The sequence below is a fragment of the Pseudomonas entomophila genome, assembly GCF_029478665.1.
Classification (GTDB): Bacteria; Pseudomonadota; Gammaproteobacteria; order Pseudomonadales; family Pseudomonadaceae; genus Aquipseudomonas; species Aquipseudomonas entomophila_F.
The window spans coordinates 68,246-89,535 of sequence record NZ_JARPQB010000025.1 but is presented as its reverse complement, the minus strand read 5'-3'; the positions used below and the strand labels follow the sequence as shown (position 1 = coordinate 89,535).

The 21,290-nt window shown below is 66.5% G+C and carries 14 protein-coding genes; 11 read left to right on the top strand and 3 right to left on the bottom strand.

Annotation, left to right across the window (positions count from 1 at the left end; genetic code table 11):
- Positions 1 to 247 precede the first annotated feature (247 nt).
- The gene (locus P5705_RS14610) at positions 248 to 1,240 is read right to left on the bottom strand and encodes an alpha/beta fold hydrolase (RefSeq protein WP_277461543.1); all 993 of its coding nucleotides are present in this window, start codon (positions 1,238 to 1,240) and stop codon (positions 248 to 250) included.
- Between the two features lie 159 nt (positions 1,241 to 1,399).
- Positions 1,400 to 3,775 carry a phosphoenolpyruvate synthase gene (gene ppsA / locus P5705_RS14605; protein ID WP_277461542.1) on the bottom strand — a complete coding sequence of 792 codons (2,376 nt, stop codon included), beginning with the start codon at positions 3,773 to 3,775 and terminating at the stop codon, positions 1,400 to 1,402.
- A 181-nt stretch (positions 3,776 to 3,956) separates the two neighbouring features.
- Between ppsA and ppsR the strand changes: the two genes are divergently transcribed.
- On the top strand, positions 3,957 to 4,775 hold the full coding sequence (gene ppsR / locus P5705_RS14600; RefSeq protein ID WP_011532996.1) for a posphoenolpyruvate synthetase regulatory kinase/phosphorylase PpsR: 819 nt from the start codon (positions 3,957 to 3,959) through the stop codon (positions 4,773 to 4,775).
- 202 nt (positions 4,776 to 4,977) lie between these two features.
- Here ppsR and P5705_RS14595 read toward each other — a convergent pair whose 3' ends face one another.
- Positions 4,978 to 9,843, bottom strand: a complete 4,866-nt coding sequence (locus P5705_RS14595) for an NAD-glutamate dehydrogenase (protein ID WP_277461541.1) — start codon at positions 9,841 to 9,843, stop codon at positions 4,978 to 4,980.
- A gap of 271 nt (positions 9,844 to 10,114) precedes the next feature.
- Between P5705_RS14595 and P5705_RS14590 the strand changes: the two genes are divergently transcribed.
- The 10 genes from P5705_RS14590 to P5705_RS14545 all read left to right on the top strand — a co-directional run bounded on the left by P5705_RS14590 (position 10,115) and on the right by P5705_RS14545 (position 21,213).
- Positions 10,115 to 10,468, top strand: a complete 354-nt coding sequence (locus P5705_RS14590) for a hypothetical protein (protein ID WP_277461540.1) — start codon at positions 10,115 to 10,117, stop codon at positions 10,466 to 10,468.
- 219 nt (positions 10,469 to 10,687) lie between these two features.
- Complete coding sequence (locus P5705_RS14585; protein WP_277461568.1) at positions 10,688 to 11,398, top strand: FadR/GntR family transcriptional regulator; 711 nt, start codon at positions 10,688 to 10,690, stop codon at positions 11,396 to 11,398.
- A gap of 103 nt (positions 11,399 to 11,501) precedes the next feature.
- Positions 11,502 to 12,695 carry an L-2-hydroxyglutarate oxidase gene (lhgO, locus tag P5705_RS14580; protein WP_277461539.1) on the top strand — a complete coding sequence of 398 codons (1,194 nt, stop codon included), beginning with the start codon at positions 11,502 to 11,504 and terminating at the stop codon, positions 12,693 to 12,695.
- Between the two features lie 45 nt (positions 12,696 to 12,740).
- Positions 12,741 to 14,069 (top strand): MFS transporter, encoded by a 1,329-nt coding sequence (locus tag P5705_RS14575; protein ID WP_277461538.1) that lies wholly within the window; start codon positions 12,741 to 12,743, stop codon positions 14,067 to 14,069.
- Positions 14,070 to 14,406: 337 nt separating this feature from the next.
- Positions 14,407 to 15,366, top strand: a complete 960-nt coding sequence (locus tag P5705_RS14570; protein ID WP_011532987.1) for an AAA family ATPase — start codon at positions 14,407 to 14,409, stop codon at positions 15,364 to 15,366.
- 5 nt (positions 15,367 to 15,371) lie between these two features.
- Positions 15,372 to 16,316 carry a DUF58 domain-containing protein gene (locus tag P5705_RS14565; RefSeq protein WP_277461537.1) on the top strand — a complete coding sequence of 315 codons (945 nt, stop codon included), beginning with the start codon at positions 15,372 to 15,374 and terminating at the stop codon, positions 16,314 to 16,316.
- Positions 16,313 to 16,807 (top strand): DUF4381 domain-containing protein, encoded by a 495-nt coding sequence (locus P5705_RS14560; protein ID WP_277461536.1) that lies wholly within the window; start codon positions 16,313 to 16,315, stop codon positions 16,805 to 16,807. Before P5705_RS14565 ends, P5705_RS14560 begins: the two co-directional genes overlap by 4 nt.
- The gene (locus tag P5705_RS14555; RefSeq protein WP_277461535.1) at positions 16,800 to 17,876 is read left to right on the top strand and encodes a vWA domain-containing protein; all 1,077 of its coding nucleotides are present in this window, start codon (positions 16,800 to 16,802) and stop codon (positions 17,874 to 17,876) included. The genes P5705_RS14560 and P5705_RS14555 overlap by 8 nt, the downstream gene beginning before the upstream one ends.
- On the top strand, positions 17,873 to 19,591 hold the full coding sequence (locus P5705_RS14550; protein WP_277461534.1) for a tetratricopeptide repeat protein: 1,719 nt from the start codon (positions 17,873 to 17,875) through the stop codon (positions 19,589 to 19,591). The genes P5705_RS14555 and P5705_RS14550 overlap by 4 nt, the downstream gene beginning before the upstream one ends.
- A complete protein-coding gene (locus P5705_RS14545) occupies positions 19,588 to 21,213 on the top strand; it encodes a BatD family protein (protein ID WP_277461533.1) in 1,626 nt (541 codons plus the stop codon). Before P5705_RS14550 ends, P5705_RS14545 begins: the two co-directional genes overlap by 4 nt.
- Positions 21,214 to 21,290 lie beyond the last annotated feature (77 nt).

The following is a 21,290-nucleotide window of genomic DNA, read 5'->3' as shown; positions in this document are numbered from 1 at the left end:
CACCTTGGATGGCATGGCAGTCATCCGGGACCGGTCAGTCAGTTTGCTGCAGCCGGTACCGGCCTCTTCGCGGGCGAGCCCGCACCTACCGCAGTACCGGAACCTGTAGGAACCAGCCTTGCTGGCGATGCCCGGCAAAGCCGGGCCAGGCAGGGGAGCAACTGCCTTGTGTTGACTGCTCTGGCCCATTCGCCGGCAAGGCCGGCTCCTACAGGTACCGCGCAGCGTTCAGCACAGGCGCAAGCGGCTAGCTGACCGCTACAGGTTCCACTGCCACCGTCGAGGCATGCACCGCTACCAGCGGATCCCTCAACCAGCGCTCCACCAGTGGCCACACCTGTGCCTGCGCCGCCTTGCTGACCAGCATGTCGACATGCCCGAAGGCCTCGAAGCCCTCCTCGCGCCCCAGGCGCAGGAACTGCTTGCTGTCGCCGCCGAACTGCTCGAACAGCTTGCGGCAGGCCCACACCGGGTCCTGGAAGTCCGCCGCGCCGGCTACTGCCAGCAGCGGCACCTCGACGTCCGCCAGCCCCGCCCACCAGTCCTGTTCCTTGTCACCAAAGCGCCCGAACAGGCCATTCCAGTGCAGGCTTTCCAGGGCCAGGCCGATGGGCTCGTCTTCCGGACCGCGCTTGAGGCGCGAGCCGGAAATCTGCGAGAAACGCTTGATCAGCAGACGCGCGCCCCACTCCACCGGAGGTACTTTCAAAGGCCAGTAGATCCGGCTGACCTGAGTACCGAACAACGCTGCGCTGGCCACCAGCCCGGCCTCCAGGTATCCACTACCCAGAGCCGCGGCCAGGGTGGTACCACCCAGCGAGTGCCCGACCCAGTGCGGCGCCTGCCCGGTCTGCTCGCGAACGAACGCGCCGATCACCGGCAAGTCGTAGCGGGCGTAGTCCGCCACCCGGTTGTGGCGCCAGTCACGGTTGCGTGGCGACAAGCCGTGGCCACGCATTTCCGGAACCCACACATCGAAACCCGCGCGCGCGAGGAAGGCGCCCAGGCCGATGCCCTTGGGCGAGAACCAGAACCGTCGGTTGGAAAAGCTGCCGTGCAGCAGAATGACCGGCACGCCCTGGGCGCGCCGTTGATCAGCCAGCCCCAGACGGGTGACTGCCAGCTCGACGCTCGGGTCCGGGCTGTTGCCGGCCTTGATCCGATAGACGTCTTCGCTGAGGTCGCCGCGGCGCTCGGCACTGAGCAACGCGACGGGGAAAAGGGTGCTGCTGCTTTGCATGGGTTCACAAACATACAAGGGAAACGAAATGCAGGAGCGGGCTTGACCCGCGATCGGGCCAGACCAGACGACCAAGGCGTCCGCACTGGCGCTATCGCGGGGCAAGCCCGCTCCTACAAGGTCCGAAGCGGGAACGCAGCAGCGCTCCCGCCGATCACATCAGGCCGCGCCCTGGCCTTCGGCCAGGAAGAACCAGGTTTCGAGCACCGAGTCCGGGTTCAGCGACACGCTCTCGATACCCTGCTCCATCAGCCATTTGGCGAGGTCAGGGTGGTCCGACGGGCCCTGGCCGCAAATGCCGATGTACTTGCCGGCCTTGTTGCACGCCTGAATGGCGTTGGCCAGCAGCTTCTTCACGGCCGGGTTACGCTCGTCGAACAGGTGGGCGATGATACCGGAGTCGCGGTCCAGGCCCAGCGTCAGCTGAGTGAGGTCGTTGGAGCCGATGGAGAAGCCGTCGAAGTATTCGAGGAACTCGTCGGCCAGCAGCGCGTTGGACGGCAGCTCGCACATCATGATCACGCGCAGACCGTTGTCGCCGCGGGCCAGGCCGTTCTCGGCGAGCAGGTCGACGACCTGGCTGGCCTCGCCCAGGGTGCGCACGAACGGCACCATGATCTCGACGTTGGTCAGGCCCATGTCGTTACGCACGCGCTTGAGCGCGCGGCACTCGAGTTCGAAGCAGTCACGGAACGATTCGCTGATGTAGCGCGAGGCGCCACGGAAGCCCAGCATCGGGTTCTCTTCTTCCGGCTCGTACAGCTTGCCGCCGATCAGGTTGGCGTACTCGTTGGACTTGAAGTCCGACAGGCGCACGATGACCTTTTTCGGGTAGAAGGCCGCAGCCAGGGTGCTGATGCCCTCGACCAGTTTCTCGACATAGAAGCCAACCGGATCGTCGTAGCCGGCGATGCGCTTGTCGACGCTGTCCTTCAGCTCAGGCGGCAGGCCGGCGTAGTTGAGCAGCGCCTTGGGGTGCACGCCGATCATGCGGTTGATGATGAACTCCAGGCGTGCCAGGCCGACACCAGCGTTGGGCAGCTGGGCGAAGTCGAAGGCGCGGTCCGGGTTGCCGACGTTCATCATGATCTTGAACGGCAGCTCGGGCATGGCATCCACCGAGTTCTGCTTGATGTCGAAGCCCAGCTCGCCTTCGAAGATGAAGCCGGTGTCGCCTTCGGCGCAGGAGACGGTGACACCCTGGCCATCTTTCAGCACCTGGGTGGCGTTGCCGCAACCGACGACCGCCGGGATGCCCAGTTCACGCGCGATGATCGCCGCGTGGCAGGTGCGGCCGCCGCGGTTGGTGACGATGGCGCTGGCGCGTTTCATCACCGGTTCCCAGTCCGGGTCGGTCATGTCCGAGACCAGCACGTCGCCCGGCTGGACCTTGTCCATTTCCGAGACGTCGTGGATGACGCGGACCTTGCCGGCGCCGATGCGCTGGCCGATGGCCCGGCCTTCGACCAGCACGGTGCCCTTCTCTTTCAGCAGGTAGCGCTCCATGACATTGGCGCTGGAGCGGCTCTTCACGGTCTCGGGGCGGGCCTGGACGATGTACAGTTTGCCGTCGTCACCGTCCTTGGCCCACTCGATGTCCATCGGGCGCTGGTAGTGCTGCTCGATGATCATGGCCTGCTTGGCCAGTTCGTTGACTTCGGCGTCGCTCAGGCAGAAGCGCGCGCGATCGGCACGGTCGACTTCGACGGTCTTGACCGAACGGCCGGCCTTGGCTTCGTCGCCGTAGACCATCTTGATCGCCTTGCTGCCCAGGTTGCGGCGCAGGATAGCCGGGCGACCGGCCTGCAGCGTCTGCTTGTGGACATAGAATTCGTCAGGGTTGACCGCGCCCTGCACGACGGTTTCACCCAGGCCGTAGGCGCCGGTGATGAACACCACGTCGCGGAAGCCCGATTCGGTATCGAGGGTGAACATCACACCGGCGGTGCCGGTTTCGGAGCGGACCATGCGCTGCACGCCAGCGGACAGGGCGACCAGCTTGTGGTCGAAGCCCTGGTGCACGCGGTAGGCGATGGCGCGGTCGTTGAACAACGAGGCGAATACTTCCTTGGCGGCGCGGATCACGTTGTCGACGCCGCGGATATTGAGGAAGGTCTCCTGCTGGCCGGCAAAGGAAGCGTCCGGCAGGTCTTCGGCGGTGGCCGAGGAACGCACGGCCACGGCCATGTTGTCGTTGCCCTTGGACATCTGCGCGAAGGCCGTACGGATTTCCGAATCCAGGCGCGCCGGGAATTCGGCTTCCATCACCCACTGGCGGATCTGCGCGCCGGTCTTGGCCAGGGCGTTGATGTCGTCCACATCCAGGGCGTCGAGCGCCGCATGGATGCGGTCGTTCAGGCCACTCTGCTCGAGAAAGTCGCGGTACGCCTGGGCCGTAGTGGCAAAGCCGCCCGGCACCGACACGCCGGCACCGGCGAGGTTGCTGATCATCTCGCCGAGGGATGCGTTCTTGCCCCCCACATGCTCCACATCATGGACGCCGAGCTTATCGAGGGAAACTACGTACTCTACCAAGGTGATCTCTCCACTAACTGTATTGGAAAAGCTCAAGGGCGCCCGCCTGCCGGTTTTGCGACTGGGCCGGGACGCTTGTGGCCTGGACCTGGAAAATAAGTGAGAATGCCAAACGACCCTGTTCGGCAAACCGAACCTATCATATCCAGAAATATTCGGCAGCTTAAGGCCCCAGGTGCAAATGAAACGAACTGCGTTCTTCATCTCCGACGGTACCGGCATCACCGCAGAAACGCTGGGCCAGAGCCTGCTCGCACAATTCGAGAGCATTCCGTTCAACAAATTCACGCGCCCCTACATCGATACGCTGGACAAGGCTCGCGCCATGGTCCAGCAGATCAATGCCGCTGCCGAGCGCGACGGGGTGCGTCCGATCATCTTCGACACCATCGTCAACCAGGACATCCGTGAGGTCATGGCCACATCCAATGGCTTCATGATCGACATCTTCTCGACGTTTTTATCCCCGCTCGAGCAGGAATTGACCGCCCATTCGTCTTATTCCGTGGGCAAATCCCACTCGATCGGCGGCAACTCGAACTACATGGAGCGCATCGAGGCGGTCAACTTCGCCCTCGACAACGACGACGGCGCGCGCACCCACTACTACGACAAGGCCGACCTGATCCTGGTGGGCGTGTCGCGTTGCGGCAAGACCCCGACCTGCCTGTACATGGCCATGCAGTTTGGTATCCGCGCCGCCAACTACCCGTTGACCGAGGACGACATGGAGCGCCTGCAGCTGCCGGCGGTGCTGAAGAAGCACCACAGCAAGCTGTTCGGCCTGACCATCGACCCCGACCGCCTGACCGCCATCCGCCACGAGCGCAAGCCCAACAGCCGCTATTCGAGCTTCGCCCAGTGCGAGTTCGAGGTGCGCGAGGTGGAGAACCTGTTCCGCAAGGAGAACATCCCCAACATCAACTCCACGCATTTCTCGGTGGAAGAGATTTCGGCGAAGATCCTCGTGGAGAAAGGCGTGGAACGCAGATTCAAATAACACACCGCCCCCCTGTAGGAGCGGCCTTGTGCCGCGAAAGGGCCGCAACGCGGCCCCGGCAATTCCCGCGCCAAAGGCGAGATCCTGGGGCTGCTGTGCAGCCCTTTCGCGGCACAAGGCCGCTCCTACACAAATTGTGCAACTCCAAATAAAAAGCCCCGGCATCGCTGCCGGGGCTTCTTTTTTCACTTCAACGCAAGGCTCAGGACGGAATCACCACCGCCTGCCCGCTCATCGCCAGGTCGACCAGCTCGCGGTTGGCCACCGCGTACATCGCATAGTCGGTGCCGGTGGCGTTGCGCAGGTCATCGAGCATGGCCCGCCAGCGCTCGACCATCACCCGGTGCTGCTCGCACCACAGCGCGACGCGGGCGTCCATGTCGTCCGGCGCGTCGGCCATCTGCAACACGGAGATGGTGATCGCCCGCTGCTGCAGGTCGATATCGTCGCGGAACGCCTCGCGGGCCAGGGCCTGCCAGTTGTTGTCCACCGGCAGGTTGCTGATTTCCTGCAGGTACCAGGTCAGGTCCAGCGAACTGCCCACGGCGAAGAACGCCTTGGCCACCTGTGCCGGGTCGTGGCCGGTGACGTCCGAGGCCTCGATGATCGGCAGCAGGGTGTACAAGTGGGTGGTACCCGCGACCATGCGCGCCAGCAGCTCCGGCACGCCGGCTTCGACGAAGCCCTGGTAGCGGACCATCCAGCGCTCGCGGGTCGGCCCTTCCAGCAGTTCATCGAGCTTGAGCCCCAGCTGCGCGAGCACCGGCCCGAAGTGGGCGACGTCACGACCCGCGTCCTGCTCGTTGCGGCGGCTGCGCAGGAACCAACGGGTGGCGCGACGGCCCAGGCGCATCAGTTCGTCCATCAGCGTCAACTGGATCTCGGCCGGGACCTGGTAGTCCAGCGCCTCGATCTGGCGGAACCAGTGCGGCAGGTGGAAGATGTCGCGCACGATCACATAGGCGCCGGCAACGTTCGCCGGGCTCATGCCGGTGGACTCCTTCAGGCGCTGCACGAAGGTGATGCCCATGTTGTTGACCAGGTCGTTGGCGATCTGGGTGCTGACGATCTCGCGCTTCAGGCGGTGACGGCGCATCGAATCGGCGAACTTGCTCACCAGCGACGGCGGGAAGGCCGTCTCCATGTCACGGGTGAGATAGTCGTCGTCCGGCACCAGCGACTTGAGCAACTGCTCCTTGAGGTCGATCTTGCTGTACGAGATCAGCACCGACAGCTCGGCGCGGGTCAGGCCCTGGCCGGCGGCCAGGCGCTCGGCCAGCTGCTCCTCGGTGGGCAGGAACTCGATGGCGCGGTCCAGCTTGCCGCGGGCCTCGAGATCAGCCATCAGGCGCTTGTACTCGGCGATCCGTTCGCGGGCACGGCGGGCCGCCAGCGACAGCGCTTGCGTCTGCTTGTAGTTGTTGCCCAGCACCAGGCCGGCCACTTCGTCGGTCATGCTGCCCAGCAGCTGGTTGCGCTGCTTCTCGGTCATGTCGCCACCCTGCACAACCTCGTTGAGCAGGATCTTGATGTTGACCTCGTGGTCGGAGCAGTCCACGCCACCGGCGTTGTCGATGAAGTCGGTGTTGGTGGCGCCGCCGTTCAGGCCGAACTCGACACGGCCGAGCTGGGTCATGCCCAGGTTGCCGCCCTCGCCCACCACCTTGCAGCGCAGCTCGTTGCCATTGACGCGCAGGGCGTCGTTGGCCTTGTCGCCGACATCGGCGTGGCTTTCGCTGCTGGCCTTGACGTAGGTGCCGATACCGCCGTTCCACAGCAGGTCGACCGGCGCCTGCAGCAGCGCGTGCAGCAGCTCGGTCGGCGTCAGGCGGTCGGCTTCGATGGCGAAGCGTTCCTTCATCTGCGGGCTGATGGCGATGCTCTTGGCGCTGCGCGGGAAGATCCCGCCGCCTTCGGACATGATGCTGGTGTCGTAGTCGCTCCAAGCCGAGCGCGGCAGGTCGAACAGGCGCTTGCGCTCGACGAAGCTGGTGGCCGGGTCCGGGTTCGGGTCGATGAAGATGTGCAGGTGGTTGAACGCCGCCACCAGTTGCAGCTTGTCGGACATCAGCAGGCCGTTGCCGAACACGTCGCCGGCCATGTCGCCGACACCGACCACGGTGATCGGGTCTTCCTGCACGTTGATGCCGCGCTCGCGGAAGTGGCGCTGCACGCCCACCCAGGCGCCACGGGCGGTGATGCCCATCTTCTTGTGGTCGTAACCGGCCGAGCCGCCCGAGGCGAAGGCGTCGCCCAGCCAGAAGCCGTAGTCGATGGCGATGCCGTTGGCGATGTCGGAGAAGGTCGCGGTGCCTTTGTCCGCCGCCACCACCAGGTACGGGTCGTCGTCATCGTGACGGACAACGTTCAATGGCGGCACCACGCCACCGTCCTTGAGGTTGTCGGTGATGTCGAGCAGGCCGGAGATGAAGATGCGGTAGCACGCCACGCCTTCGGCGGCGATCTCGTCGCGGCTGCCGCCCAACGGCAGGCGGCGCGGCAGGAAGCCGCCCTTGGCGCCCACCGGCACGATCACCGAGTTCTTCACCTGCTGGGCCTTGACCAGGCCGAGCACTTCGGTGCGGAAGTCCTCTTCGCGGTCCGACCAGCGCAGGCCGCCGCGGGCGACATTGCCGAAGCGCAGGTGCACGCCCTCGACCCGTGGCGAATAGACGAAGATCTCGAACTTGGGCACCGGCTTCGGCAGTTCGGGGATCAGTTTCGGGTTGAACTTGAAGCTGAAGTAGGACTTGTTCTGGCCGTTGGCGTCCGGCTGGTAGAAGTTGGTGCGCAACGTCGCCTTGATCAGGTCCAGGTAGCGGCGCAGGATGCGGTCCTCGTTGAGCACCTGGACCTCGTCCAGGGCCGTGAGGATCGCCTGCTCCAGGCGCTGCTGCTTGTCGTCCAGGTCATCCTGGGTCAGCTTGCGCGCCAGGTAGAAGCGGGTCTTGAACAACCGGGTCAGTTCGCGGGCGATGTCGGTGTGGTTGTTCAGGGTGCTGGCGATGTAGCCCAGGTCGAAGCCCAGGCGGATCTGCTTGAGGTAGCGGGCGTAGGCGCGCAGCAGCGCCACGTCGCGCCATGGCAGGCCGGCGGTGAGCACCAGGCGGTTGAAGGCGTCGTTCTCGGCGTCGCCCTTGACGATATGGACGAAGGCGTCCTGGAAGGTGTCGTTGAGCTGCTGGATGTCGAGGTTCAGGCCTTCGCTGTAGGTGAAGGCGAAGTCGTGGATCCAGAACTCGCGGCCGCTGGCGTGGCGCAGGCGGTACGGGAACTCACCGAGCACGCGCAGGCCGAGGTTTTCCAGGATCGGCAACACGTCCGACAGCGCCAGCGGCGTGTCGGCGTGGTACAGCTTGCAGTGCAACTGGCGCTCGCCCAGCTGCGTGAGCGGCTGGTAGAAGCTCATGGCCAGCGGCTTGGTTTCCGACAGGTTGAGCACGTGCTGCATGTCGACCACCGCCGAATGCGCGGCGAAGCGCTCGCGGTAGCCGGCCGGGAAGCCTTTGGGGAAGTCGGCGAGGATGTTGGTGCCGTGGGCTTCGCCGAAGTTCTCCACCACCAGCGTGGAGAAGTCGTCCTGCCACGAGCGGCAGGCCTGGATCACTTCGTTTTCCAGCTGCTGCAGGTCGATGTCGATGCGGTTCTTCGGGTCGACGCGCAGGATCAGTTGCACGCGGGCCAGCACCGACTCGGAGAAGAAGGTCCAGAACTCGCAGTCGGTGGCCTTCAGGCGCTCCATCAGCACCTGCTGGATCTTCTGCCGCACTTCGGTGGAGTAGATCTCGCGCGGCACATAGGCCAGGCAGTAGCAGAAGCGGCCGTACGGGTCCTTGCGCAGGAACACGCGGATCTTGTTGCGCTCCTGGATCTGCACGATCGACATCGCGGTGCTGAACAGTTCGTCGACCGGGGTCTGGAACAGGTCGTCGCGCGGCAGCACCTCGAGTACCTGGGCCAGTTCCTTGCCCAGGTGGGCTTTCGGGTCGAAGTGCGAGCGGCGCTCGACTTCGGCGACCTTGCCACGGATGTAGGGGATGGTGTGCACGCTCTCGCCGTACACCGACGAGGTGTACAGGCCCATGAAACGGCACTCCTTGACAACGTTGCCGTCTTTGTCGATCTGGCGGATCGACACGTAGTCCGGGTAGGCCGGGCGATGCACGCGGCTCGGTTGCGAGGCCTTGGCGAACGACAGCAGGCGTGGCTCGCGCAGGTAGGCGACGGCGTATTCCTCGATGCGCAGGTCATCGGCGCCCAGACCGGCCCGCAGCAGGCGCGTCAGGCCGAGGAACGAGCCCTCGTCGTAAACCAGGTGGCCGCCGGTGGCGTCGGAGGCGACGGTGAATTCTTCATAGCCGAGGAAGGTGAAATGGTTGTCCAGCAACCACGACAGGAAGCTCTTCACCTCGGCCTTGTCGTTCTGCGCCGGGCCGAAGGCGTTCTGCTCGACCAGCTCGAGCAATTCGCGGATCTTGGCCTTCATCGGCTCGAAGTCGGCGACCACGCCGCGCACCTCGGCCAGCACCTGCTCCAGCTCTTTTGTGAGCGTGGTGAGCTCGGCGGCGTTGGCGCAGCGGTCGATTTCCAGGTACATCAGCGACTCATGGCTGACGCCTTCGCCCGAGGTGCCCTTGGGCAGCAGCTCGACCAGTTCGCCCTTGGCGCCACGGCGCACGCTGAGCACGGTGGTCTGTAGCGTGTGGATGCTGTAGCCGCGGCGGTTGAGTTCGGTGCGCACCGAGTCGACCAGGAATGGCAGGTCGTGGTGCAGCACCTCGACCACGGTGTGCGTGGACTGCCAGCCGTGGCGTTCGTAATCAGGGTTGTAGACCCGCACCTGCGGGTGCTGGGGGTCGAAGCGCTCGATGATGCGCCAGGCGGACAGCGTGCAGCCGGCCAGGTCCGACAGCCTGCGCTGGGTAAGTTCGTCCAGAGAGATGATGCCGAAGAACTGTTCGGCGAACAGCGCCACTTGTGGCAGGGACTGCTCGCTGATGTGCTGCGCCAGGGCCACCTGCAGTTGATGCTGGAAGTCGGCTTTGCTGGCTGCGGTGAAAAACGCCATCTGTGGTACTCCGCTTGGGCTTTGTTATAGGTGAAGCGTCGCATGCGTCCGCCACGTACGGATCAACGATAGCCAACCCGCGGCAAGCCGGACGGTAAAACCAGGCGTTGGACATGAGCGTCATGTCCACCGACTGGGGAGCTTAACGACTGAACGGTCACCGCGGCTTGCAGCGCTGCGACATATTCGGTCAAGGGGCGGTAACTTTACGTTTATCGCGACGGTCAAGGCTGTCAGAATTCCCGTTCATTTCCATTGACCCGAGCCGCCCATGCAACTGAAAACCGCCCTGCTCTTCGCCACCCCCTGCGATGACGAGGAAGACAACATGGCGACCCTGTGCTGCCACAGCGACAAGGGCCAGATGTTCCTGCTGACCCGTTACCCGGACGAGGACACCGTCGACCTCACCCTGGACGACGAGCCTTCGACGCTGGATGGGTTGAAGGTGACCCTGAGCGCCGAACGGTTGCTGATCGAGGTGGCGCCGGGGGACCGTGATGCGCTGAAGGGGGATGAGTCGCTGGAAATCATCCTCACGTCTGCCGGCAGCGACCTGGAGGAAGTGGCGCTGACCTTGCGCAATATCCTCGACGGGACCGGGACGTTCGTGTCCGAGCTCTGAACCAATACATCGCCTGTGTAGGAGCGGCCTTGTGCCGCGAAAGGGCTGCGAAGCAGCCCCAACAATATGTGGGTAAATGCCGAGATCCTGGGGCCGCGCTGCGGCCCTTTCGCGGCACAAGGCCGCTCCTACAAACAGCGTGCAGCTCACCAGAACATTGACAGACAAACACCGGCACAGGCATTGTCTGACAACCTGACCAACAAGAAACCACTGTCCATGCTCGAGCTTCAGCGCCCCGACACTCTCGTCGAACGGGTCGTCAGCGCCATCCGCGGCGAAATCGATGCCGGCCGCCTGGCCGCCGAATCGCGCCTGCCCACCGAACAGCAACTGGCCGAACAGCTGAACGTCAGCCGCTCGGTGGTGCGTGAAGCGGTGGCGCAGCTCAAGGCCGATGGCGTGCTGATCGCCCGCCGCGGGCTCGGCTCGTACATCTCGCAGACGCCCAGTGGCACCGTGTTCCGCTTCCCCGGCAGCCAGGGGCGCACGCCGGACCTGGTGCAGATGTTCGAAATGCGCCTGTGGATCGAGACCCAGGCCGCCGCCATCGCCGCCCGCCGCCGCGATGACGGTGACCTCAAGCGCATGGCCGCCGCCCTGGAGACCATGGAAGACCCGCGCAGCGACTTCGCCAGCGCCTCGGCCGCCGACGTGGCCTTCCACCGCGCCATCGCCGAAGCCAGCAAGAACGACTACTTCGTCGCCTTCCACGACTTCCTCGGCGGCCAGCTGGCCGCCGCGCGCCGTACCGCCTGGGAAAACTCCGCCACCCCAGCGGTAGGGGGTTCGGCCGACGCCCTGCGCGAGCACCGGGCCCTGTACCTGGCCATCGCCGACGGCGACCGGCAGGCAGCGGCAGCCTGCGCCGAAGCCCACCTGCGCGCCTCGGCCAAACGCCTGAAACTCGACCTCCCCGCCCTCGACTGACCCCGGAGAACCTCATCGCGACCTGGCGAGGTTTTCACGCGCACTAGTTAGTCTGACAACCTGATAAGCAGATCCACCGACAAGAACACCAAGGTAACCCTGCATGACCTACGACTACTGCATCATCGGCGGCGGCATCGTCGGCCTCGCCACTGCCATGGCCCTGCTCGAACAGCGCCCCGGCGCCTCGCTGCTGCTCCTTGAGAAAGAGGCCAGCCTCGGCCGCCACCAGACCGGCCACAACAGCGGCGTGATCCACGCCGGCATCTACTATGCCCCCGGCAGCCTCAAGGCCGACCTGTGCAAGCGCGGCGCCCAGGCCACCAAGGACTTCTGCAGCGAGCATGGCATCGCCTTCGAGGTGTGCGGCAAGCTGCTGGTGGCCTCCAACGACCTGGAAGTGCAGCGCATGCAGGCGCTGTATGAACGCTCGCAGCAGAACGGCCTGAAGGTCGAGCGCCTGGATGCCGGCACGCTGCGCGAGCGGGAGCCGAACATCGTCGGCAAGGGTGCGCTGTTCCTCGATGCCACCGGCATCGTCGACTACACGCAGGTGTGCGACGCCATGGCCAAGGTGATCCAGCAGGCCGGTGGCGAGCTGCGCCTGTCCACCACGGTGCGCGCCATCCAGGAGCACGCCGACCATGTCACCGTCACCAGCGACAGCCACACCTGGCGCGCCCGCCAGCTGGTGGCCTGCGCCGGCTTGCAGTCCGACCGCCTGGCGCGCCTGGCCGGGGTCAGGATCGACCACCAGATCATCCCCTTCCGCGGCGAGTACTACCGCCTGCCGGCGAGCAAGAACCAGATCGTCAACCACCTGATCTACCCGATCCCCGACCCCGAACTGCCGTTCCTCGGCGTGCACCTGACACGGATGATCGACGGCAGCGTCACCGTCGGCCCCAACGCAGTACTGGGTTTCGGCCGGGAGAACTACCGCAAGTTCTCGGTGAACTGGCGCGATGTCGCCGAGTACGCGCGCTTCCCCGGCTTCTGGAAAACCCTCTGGAACAACCTGGGCTCCGGCACCACCGAGATGAAGAACTCGCTGTTCAAGCGCGGCTACCTGGAGCAATGCCGCAAGTACTGCCCGTCGCTCGAGGTCGAGGACCTGCTGCCCTATGAGGCCGGCATCCGCGCCCAGGCAGTGATGCGCGACGGCTCCCTGGTGCACGACTTCCTGTTCGCCGAGACCCCGCGCATGGTCCACGTCTGCAACGCCCCGTCGCCGGCCGCCACCTCGGCCATCCCCATCGGCCAGATGATCGCCGAGAAGATCCTCAAGGCCCGCTGAACATCCGCTGCACCCACAACTACAAAGACAATAAGGAAACCTTCGATGTCGGTACACGAGGCGGCCCTGGCCGCGACCGAAACGCCCGAACAACAACGCAAGCGCCTGCGCAAGGTGGCGGCGGCGACCATCTTCGGCTCGATGCTGGAGTGGTACGACTTCTACCTCTACGCCACCATGGCGGCGATCGTCTTCTCGAAGATCTTCTTCGACCCGAGCAACCCGGCGGTGGCCTCGCTGCTGGCGTTCTCCACCTTCGCCATCGGCTTCATCGCCCGCCCCTTCGGCGGCGTGCTGTTCGGCTACCTGGGCGACCGCTTCGGGCGCAAGCAGGTGCTGGTGATCACCTTCTGCATGATGGGGGTGTGCACCGCGCTGATCGGGCTGATCCCGGGCTACGCCACCATTGGTATCTGGGCGCCGATCCTGCTGGTGGTCATCCGCATCATCCAGGGCCTGGGCGCCGGCGCCGAGCTGTCCGGCGCGGCGGTGACCTCCTACGAGCACGCCAGCGAAGGCAAGCGCGGCAGCCAGGGCGCCTGGCCGGCGCTGGGGCTGAACCTGGGCCTGCTGCTGTCGTCGCTGACCGTGTACCTGCTGACCATGAACGGCAACGAGTTCCTGCTCGCCGGTGGCTGGCGCATCCCGTTCATCGCCAGCATCGTCCTGGTGGCCGTGGGGTTGTGGGTGCGCAAGAGCATTCCCGAGACCCCGGACTTCAAGCAGTTGGACAAGGCCGACGACAAGCCGCAGGTGTCGCCGCTCAAGCTGCTGTTCAAGAACGACGTCAAGGGCCTGGCCGTGGTGTTCTTCGTGGCCGTGGGCTACAACGCCCTGAGCTACATCTTCAAGACCTTCTCGTTGGCGTACCTGACCCAGTTCAAGGGCGTCGAGGCCCATGTCACCTCGCTGTCGGTGACCCTGGCCAGCCTGGTGGCGATCTTCGCCGTGCCGTTCTTCGGCTGGCTGTGCGACAAGTGGAGCAGCAAGACCGTGCTGATGCTGGGCGGGGTGCTGTCGGCGCTGTTCGCGTTCCCGTTCCTGCGACTGCTGTCGACCGGCGAGCCGATGATGATCTACCTGGCCATCGCCGTGGGCACCGGGATCCTGGCGCCGATGATGTTCGCCCCGCAGGGATCGTTCCTCAGCCGGCAGTTCCCGACCCAGACGCGTTCGTCCGGCTTTGGTACCGGGCGTGAGGTCGGCACCGCCGTGGCCGGCGGCCTGGCACCGCTGGGTGGGCTGGCGCTGGTGGCGGGGTCGGCGACCCATTCCACCGATGGCGTGGCATTGATCCTGGCGGTGGCCGGCGTGCTGGTAGTGGTGTTCGCATGCTTTGACCAAGGGTGGCGGCATTCGAAGTCGAAGAACTGAGCCCCCGTTACAGAAACCCCGCACCCCGTAGGAGCCAGCCTTGCTGGCGAAGGCCACACCACGGTCCCGCGTCGGACCCGGTTCGCCAGCAAAGCTGGCTCCTACAGAGCCCGGCGCGCCCCCTGTAGGAGCGGATTCATCCGCAATGCGCCGCACGGGCGGCGCTTGATCCCAAGGGCGCAGCAAGGCTCTCGCCGAACACCCGCCAGCCCCTGCTTTACACGATTTTTGCAAACCTCCATTGGTCCCCACCCCCCCGGATGGATTAAAGTATCAGCCCTTGCCCGGCAGTCGCTTCCACCCGTTTGCGCCGGCTCATTCCCAGGAACCGTCGACGATGGAACACCGTGAGGCGCTGATCGCGCTGCGCACCTTTCTCTCTTCCCAGATCCTCGGCCAGGAGAAACTGGTCGAGCGCCTGCTGATCGTGCTCCTGGCCGACGGCCACATGCTGGTCGAAGGCGCCCCGGGCCTGGCCAAGACCAAGGCCATCAAGGAGCTCGCCGAAGGCATCGAGGCGCAGTTCCATCGCATCCAGTTCACCCCCGACCTGCTGCCCGCCGACATCACCGGCACCGAGATCTACCGCCCGGAAACCGGCAGCTTCGTATTCCAGCAGGGGCCGATCTTCCACAACCTGGTGCTGGCCGACGAAATCAACCGCGCACCGGCCAAGGTGCAATCGGCGTTGCTCGAAGCCATGGCCGAGCGCCAGGTCAGCGTCGGGCGCAGCACCTACGAACTGTCGCCGCTGTTCCTGGTGATGGCCACGCAGAACCCGATCGAACAGGAAGGCACCTACCCGCTGCCCGAGGCCCAGCTCGACCGCTTCCTCATGCACGTGAAGATCGGCTTCCCCGACGCCGCGGTGGAGCGGCGTATCCTGCTGCAGGCCCGGGGCGAGGCCCTGGGTGGCGAGGTGAAGCCCGAGCGCCGGGTCAGCCAGCAGGCGATCTTCGCCGCGCGCAAAGAGATCCTCGGCCTGTACATGGCCGATGCCGTGGAGGAGTACCTGGTGCAACTGGTAATGGCCACCCGCACCCCGGCCAAGTTCGACAGCGAGCTGGCCGACTGGATCGCCTACGGCGCCAGCCCACGCGGCTCGATTGCCCTGGACCGCTGCGCGCGCGCCCACGCCTGGCTGGCCGGGCGCGACTTCGTCAGCCCGGAGGATATCCAGGCGGTGCTGTTCGACGTGCTGCGCCACCGCATCATCCTCTCGTTCGAGGCCGAAGCCGCAGGGGTCGACCAGGACCGGGTGGTCCAGCGCATCCTCGACGTCGTGGCCGTCGCCTGACCGACATGCCCACCACGCACCTGGCCGAGCACGGCATCCGCATCGGCCTGTCCGAGCTGATCGACATGCGTCACCGCGTGCGCGAGATCCAGCTGTTCTCGCGCCCCGGCCAGCGCAGCCCGCTGGTGGGCCTGCACCACTCCAAGCTGCGCGGGCGCGGGGTGGACTTCGACCAGGTGCGGGTCTACCAGGCCGGCGACGATGTGCGCAACATCGACTGGCGCGTCACCGCACGCACTCAAGAGCCCCACACCAAGCTGTTCCACGAAGAGCGCGAGCGGCCGATCTTCATCATGGTCGAACAGAGCCAGCGGCTGTTCTTCGGCTCGGGGCTATTGTTCAAATCGGTGCTCGCGGCCCAGGCCGCGGCACTGTTCGGCTGGGCCGCGCTGGGCCACAACGACCGCATCGGCGGGCTGGTGTTCGGCGACAACGAGCACCATGAGGTCAAGCCGCGACGCAGCAAGCAGAGCCTGCTGCAGCTGCTCAACCGCCTGGCCAAGGTCAACCAGGCACTGCATACCGAAGCGCTGCCGCACCCTGACAGCCTCGGCCTGGCCCTGCGCCGGGCGCGCGAGGTGCTGCGCCCGGGCAGCCTGGCCATCGTCATCTGCGACGAGCGCGCCCTGAGCGCCAGCGTCGAGCAGCACCTGGCGATGCTGTCGCGCCACTGCGACGTGCTGCTGATGCCGGTCAGCGACCCGCTCGACCACGCCCTGCCCGCCGCCGGCCTGCTGCGTTTCGCCCAGCGCAGTGCACAGCTGGAGCTCGACACCCTGGACGCCAACCTGCGCCAGGCCTACCGTCAGCAGGCAGAGGCGCGTATCGAGCGCTGGGAGCTACTGGCGCAGAAGCTTCGCGTGGTGCTGATGCCGCTGAGCACGCAGAGCGAGATGATCGAGCAACTGCGCGAGTACCTGAACGCCCAGCGCCCGGGGAACACCAAATGAACCCGCTGGATCAGTTGCAACCGCTGGTCGCCCCGCCCGCCGTCGGCTTCTGGCCCCCGGCGCCCGGCTGGTGGTTGCTGCTCGCCCTGCTGCCATTGCTGGCCTGGGGAGCATGGCGCCTGCGCCGCTGGCGCCCGGGCAAACGCAAGGTGGTGCGCGCCGAGCAACCGCTGGACCCGCTGCGCGTCGAAGCCCTCGCCGAGCTGGCGCGCCTGCCGCGCCCCTACGACGGTGCCCCGGCCGGCGCCTGGCTGCAGCAGATCAACGCCCTGCTCAAGCGCCTGTGCCGCACCCACTACCCCGGCGCCAACAGCCATACGCTGAACGGCCGCCAGTGGCTGGCGTTTCTCGACAACCGCTGCCCGGCCGCCGGCCTGACCCGCTGGATGGTGCTGGTCGAAGGCGCCTACAAACCCGAGTGCAAGCTCGACGACAAAGCCATCGCCGGGCTCGCCCAGGCGGTCGAAACCTGGATCCGCAAGCATGTTTGAACTGGCCTGGCCGTGGATCTTCGCGCTGCTGCCGCTGCCCTGGCTGATGCGCCTGCTGCTGCCGGCCGCCGACAGCGGCGAACCGGTGCTCAAGGTGGGCTTCCTCGACGAGCTCGAAGGCCTGGCCGGGCGCCGCGCGCGCCTGAACCTGCCGACCTGGCGCCAGCAGGCGCCGTTCGTGCTGATCTGGTTGCTCCTGCTGCTGGCCGCCGCCCGCCCGCAATGGCTGGGCGACCCGGTGCCGGTGTCGGCCAGCGGCCGCGACCTGCTGGTGGCGGTGGACGTGTCCGGCTCCATGGACTTCCCCGACATGCAGTGGCAGGGCGACGAGATCAGCCGCCTGGACCTGGTCAAGGCGCTGATGGGCGACTTCCTGCAGGACCGCCAGGGCGACCGGGTCGGGCTGATCCTGTTCGGCAGCCAGGCCTACCTGCAGGCGCCGCTGACCTTCGACCGGCGCACCGTGCGCACCTTCCTCGACGAGGCGCAGATCGGCATCGCCGGCAAGAACACTGCCATCGGCGACGCCATTGGCCTGGCGGTCAAGCGCCTGCGCCTGCGCCCGGCGCAGAGCCGAGTGCTGATCCTGATCACCGATGGCGCCAACAACGGCGGGCAGATCCACCCGCTGACCGCTGCGCGCCTGGCCGCCCAGGAAGGCGTGCGCATCTACGCCATCGGCATCGGCGCCAACCCGGAAGCCAGCGGCACCCCCGGCCTGCTCGGCCTGAACCCGAGCCTGGACCTGGACGAAGCCTCGCTCAAGGAGATCGCCGGCATCACCCACGGCGCCTACTTCCGCGCCCATGACGGCGCCGAGCTCAACGCCATCGGCGACACCCTCGACCAATTGGAACCGGTGGCCCAGCAACCCACCCAGGCGCGCACCGCCACCGAGCTGTATGCCTGGCCACTGGGGCTGGCATTGCTGCTCAGCGTGCTGCTGGTGGTAGCGGTGCAATGGCCCGACAACCTGCTGCTGCGCCAGTTGCGCAAACCCAGCTTCCTGCAACCCCACCCGGAATGGCGCCAGCGCCTAAAGCGCCTGCGCCTGAGGAGGCGGCGATGATCGACCTCTGGCCGCAATGGCTACGCCCGCTCTGGTTGCTGGTGATCCCGCTGCTCGGCTGGCTGCTGTTCAAGCTCTGGCACCGGCGCAAGCGCGCCGGGCGCTGGCAGATGATCCTGCCGCCGCAGTTTCACGCCGTGTTGCTCGGGGGCGGCAGCGGCAGCGGCAGCACCAGCAAGCTGCCGTGGATCGCCCTGGGCCTGGCCTGGCTGCTGATCGTGCTGGCCCTGCTCGGGCCGAGCTGGCAGCGCCTTGAGGAAACCCGCCAGCGCCCGGCCGACCCACTGGTGATCCTGCTCGAGCTGACCCCACAGATGCTCGCCGAAGACAGCGCGCCCAACCGCCTGGAGCAGGCCCGGCGCAAGATCCTCGACCTGCTCGAGCACCGCCAGGACAGCCAGACCGCGCTGATCGTCTACGCCGGCTCCGCCCACACCCTGGTGCCGCTGTCCGACGACCTGGGCACCACGCGCAACCTGCTGGAGGCGATCGACCCGTCGATCATGCCGCAGCCAGGCCAGCGCGCTGACCTGGCCGTGCAGAAAGGCCTGGCGCTGCTGGCCCAGAGCGGCCTGGGCCAGGGCCGCCTGCTGCTGGTTGGTTCCTCCCTGAGCAACCCCGAGCGCGAAGGCATCCTCCAGGTGCTCGGGCGTCAAGGCCCGAGCCTGCTGATGCTCGGCGTGGGCAGCGCCGAGGGTGCGCCGGTACGCCAGGCCAACGGCGAATACCTCAAGGATGACCAGGGCGGCATCCTCCTGCCGCGCCTGGACAGCGCCTCGCTCAAGGGTTTCATCAACGGCACCGGCGGGCGCTATCGCCACGCGCGCATCGACGACCTCGACCTGCGCGGCCTGGGTCTGTTCGACAACCCACGGCTGCTGCGCAACGACGGCCAGACCGTGCAACTGGACAGCTGGGCCGACCAGGGCTTTTGGCTGCTCCTGCCACTGTTGCTGCTCGCCGCCTGCGCCGGCCGCCGCGGCTGGCTGTTCTGCCTGCCGCTGTTGCTGGCCTTGCCGCAACCGAGCCAGGCGTTCGAGTTCAACGACCTGTGGCTGCGCCCCGACCAACAAGGCCAGCGCCTGCTGCAGCGCCAGCAACCCGCCGAGGCCGCTCGTCACTTCGAGGATTCGCAATGGCGCGGCATGGCCCTGTACCAGGCGGGTGACTTCGAGGGCGCCGCCGCCGCGTTCGCCCAGGGCAACACGGCCGCCGCCCACTACAATCGAGGCAATGCCCTCGCCCGCGCCGGTGAACTGGAAGCGGCGCTGGACGCCTACGAACAGGCGCTCGAACGCCAGCCCGACTTCAAGCCAGCCCTGGATAACCAGGCGCTGGTCCAGCAACTGGTGCAGCAACAACAAGCCAAAGCCGAGGAACAACCGGCCAACGCCGATGAACAAGGCACCCCGGACGCCGACAGCGAAGGCAACAGCAGTTCCACCAGCAACCCGGCCCAGGGCACGCCGGGCAGCGACGAGCAGGCCCAGCAGTCCGGTGAGAACAACAGCAACACCCAGGCGCCCCCCGCCACAGCCGGTGGCGACGACGACAGCATCACGCAGCCGCCCCAACGGCCGCAGTCCAGCAGCCTCGATGCCGAACAGCGCCAGGCCCTGGAGCAATGGCTGCGAGAGATCCCCGACAACCCGGCGGAGCTGCTGCGGCGCAAATTCTGGTACGAACAGCAATTGCATCAGGAAACCACACGATGAGTCGCTTCGGCGTCCTTCTCGCAAGCCTGCTCTGGAGCCTCCTGGCCCAGGCCGCCCCCATGCTGCAAGCCAGCGTCGATCGCACGCGCCTGGAAGCCGGCGAAACCTTCGAGCTGACCCTCGAAAGCCAGGACGTCACCCAGTTCGGCAAACCCGACCTGCACGCCCTGGACGCCGACTTCGAGGTGCGCGGCACCCGCCAGCTCAACAGCCTGCACAGCCTCGACGGCGAGACCCGCGCCAGCACGCGCTGGATCATCACCCTGCTGCCAAGACGCAGCGGCAGCCTGCGCATTCCTGAACTGCAACTGGGGCAGTCGTACAGCCAGCCCATCGACCTGCAAGTGCAGCAGGCCGACAGTCAGCGCCCGGACGTGGCCTCGCAGGTATTCGTCGAAGCGACCCTGGACAGCGACACCGTCTACGTCCAGGCCCAGGCCGTGCTCACCCTGCGCATCTACCATTCGGTGGCGCTGTACGACGACAGCAGCCTCAGCCCGTTGCAGCTGGACAACGCCAAGGTCGACCCGCTGGGCGAGTCGCGCACCTACGAGAAAGAAATCAACGGCCTGCGCCACGGCGTCATCGAGACCCGCTATGCGATCTACCCGCAGCAAAGCGGCATCGTCGAGATCCCGCCACTGAGCTTCACCGCCACCGCGGCCGACAACGGCGAGCAGCCGGCCGGTACGCCGCGGGTGGGGCGCCAGGTCCAGGTCAGCTCGCTACCAATGCGCCTGACGGTCAAGCCGATCCCCGGCAGCTACCCAAGCGACCGCCCCTGGCTACCGGCGCGCAGCCTGACCCTGGAAGAGCACTGGAACCCAGACCCGGCCAGCCAACCCACACAGATTGGCGATTCACTGACCCGCAACATCACCCTGCGCGCCGAGGGGCTGTCGAGCACCCAGCTGCCACCGCTGCCCGCCACCGAGACCGTCGGCCTGCGCCGCTACCCGGACCAGCCGCTGCTGCGCAACGAAATCGACGAACGCGGCATGGTCGCCAATCGCGAGGAGCGCGAGGCCCTGGTGCCGACCCACAGTGGCCAGCTCGCCCTGCCAGCGCTGGAAGTGACCTGGTGGAATACCCGCGAGGACCACCTGGAACACAGCAGCCTGCCGGCACGCACCCTGGAGGTCCAGGACAACCCGGCACTGAGTGCCGACACACCGGCCAGCGACAGTAGTGGCCGCATGGCCCTGCTCTGGCCGTGGCAGCTGGCCACGCTGGTCCTGGCCCTGACCACCCTGCTCGGCTTTGCCCTGTGGTGGCGAGCCCGCTCGCAACCGGCGGTGCTGCGCGCGACGCAAACCGGCCCCAGCCCGCGCACCCTGCTCGACGACCTCAAGCGCGCCTGCCAGGCCAACGACCCCCAGGCCACGCGCCAGGCCCTGGACGCCTGGGCGCGCCAGCAGCCGGAGACCCTGGCCGAGATGGCGGCGCGGTTCGTGCCGTTGTCGGATGCGCTGGATGGCTTGAACGGGGCGTTGTACAGCGAGAGCGGCCAATACTGGCACGGGGATGAACTGTGGCGGGCGATCGGGACCATCCCGCCCGCCGAGCAGGTGCTGGTGCCTTCGGCGGAGTCGGGCAGCTTGCCGCCGTTGTATCCCAAGTAGGCCCCGGCATCGACCGGCTGGCGACCGTGCAGGGGCAACCAGGTGCTGGGCGATTGCCTTGCAGGGATGTCGAGATC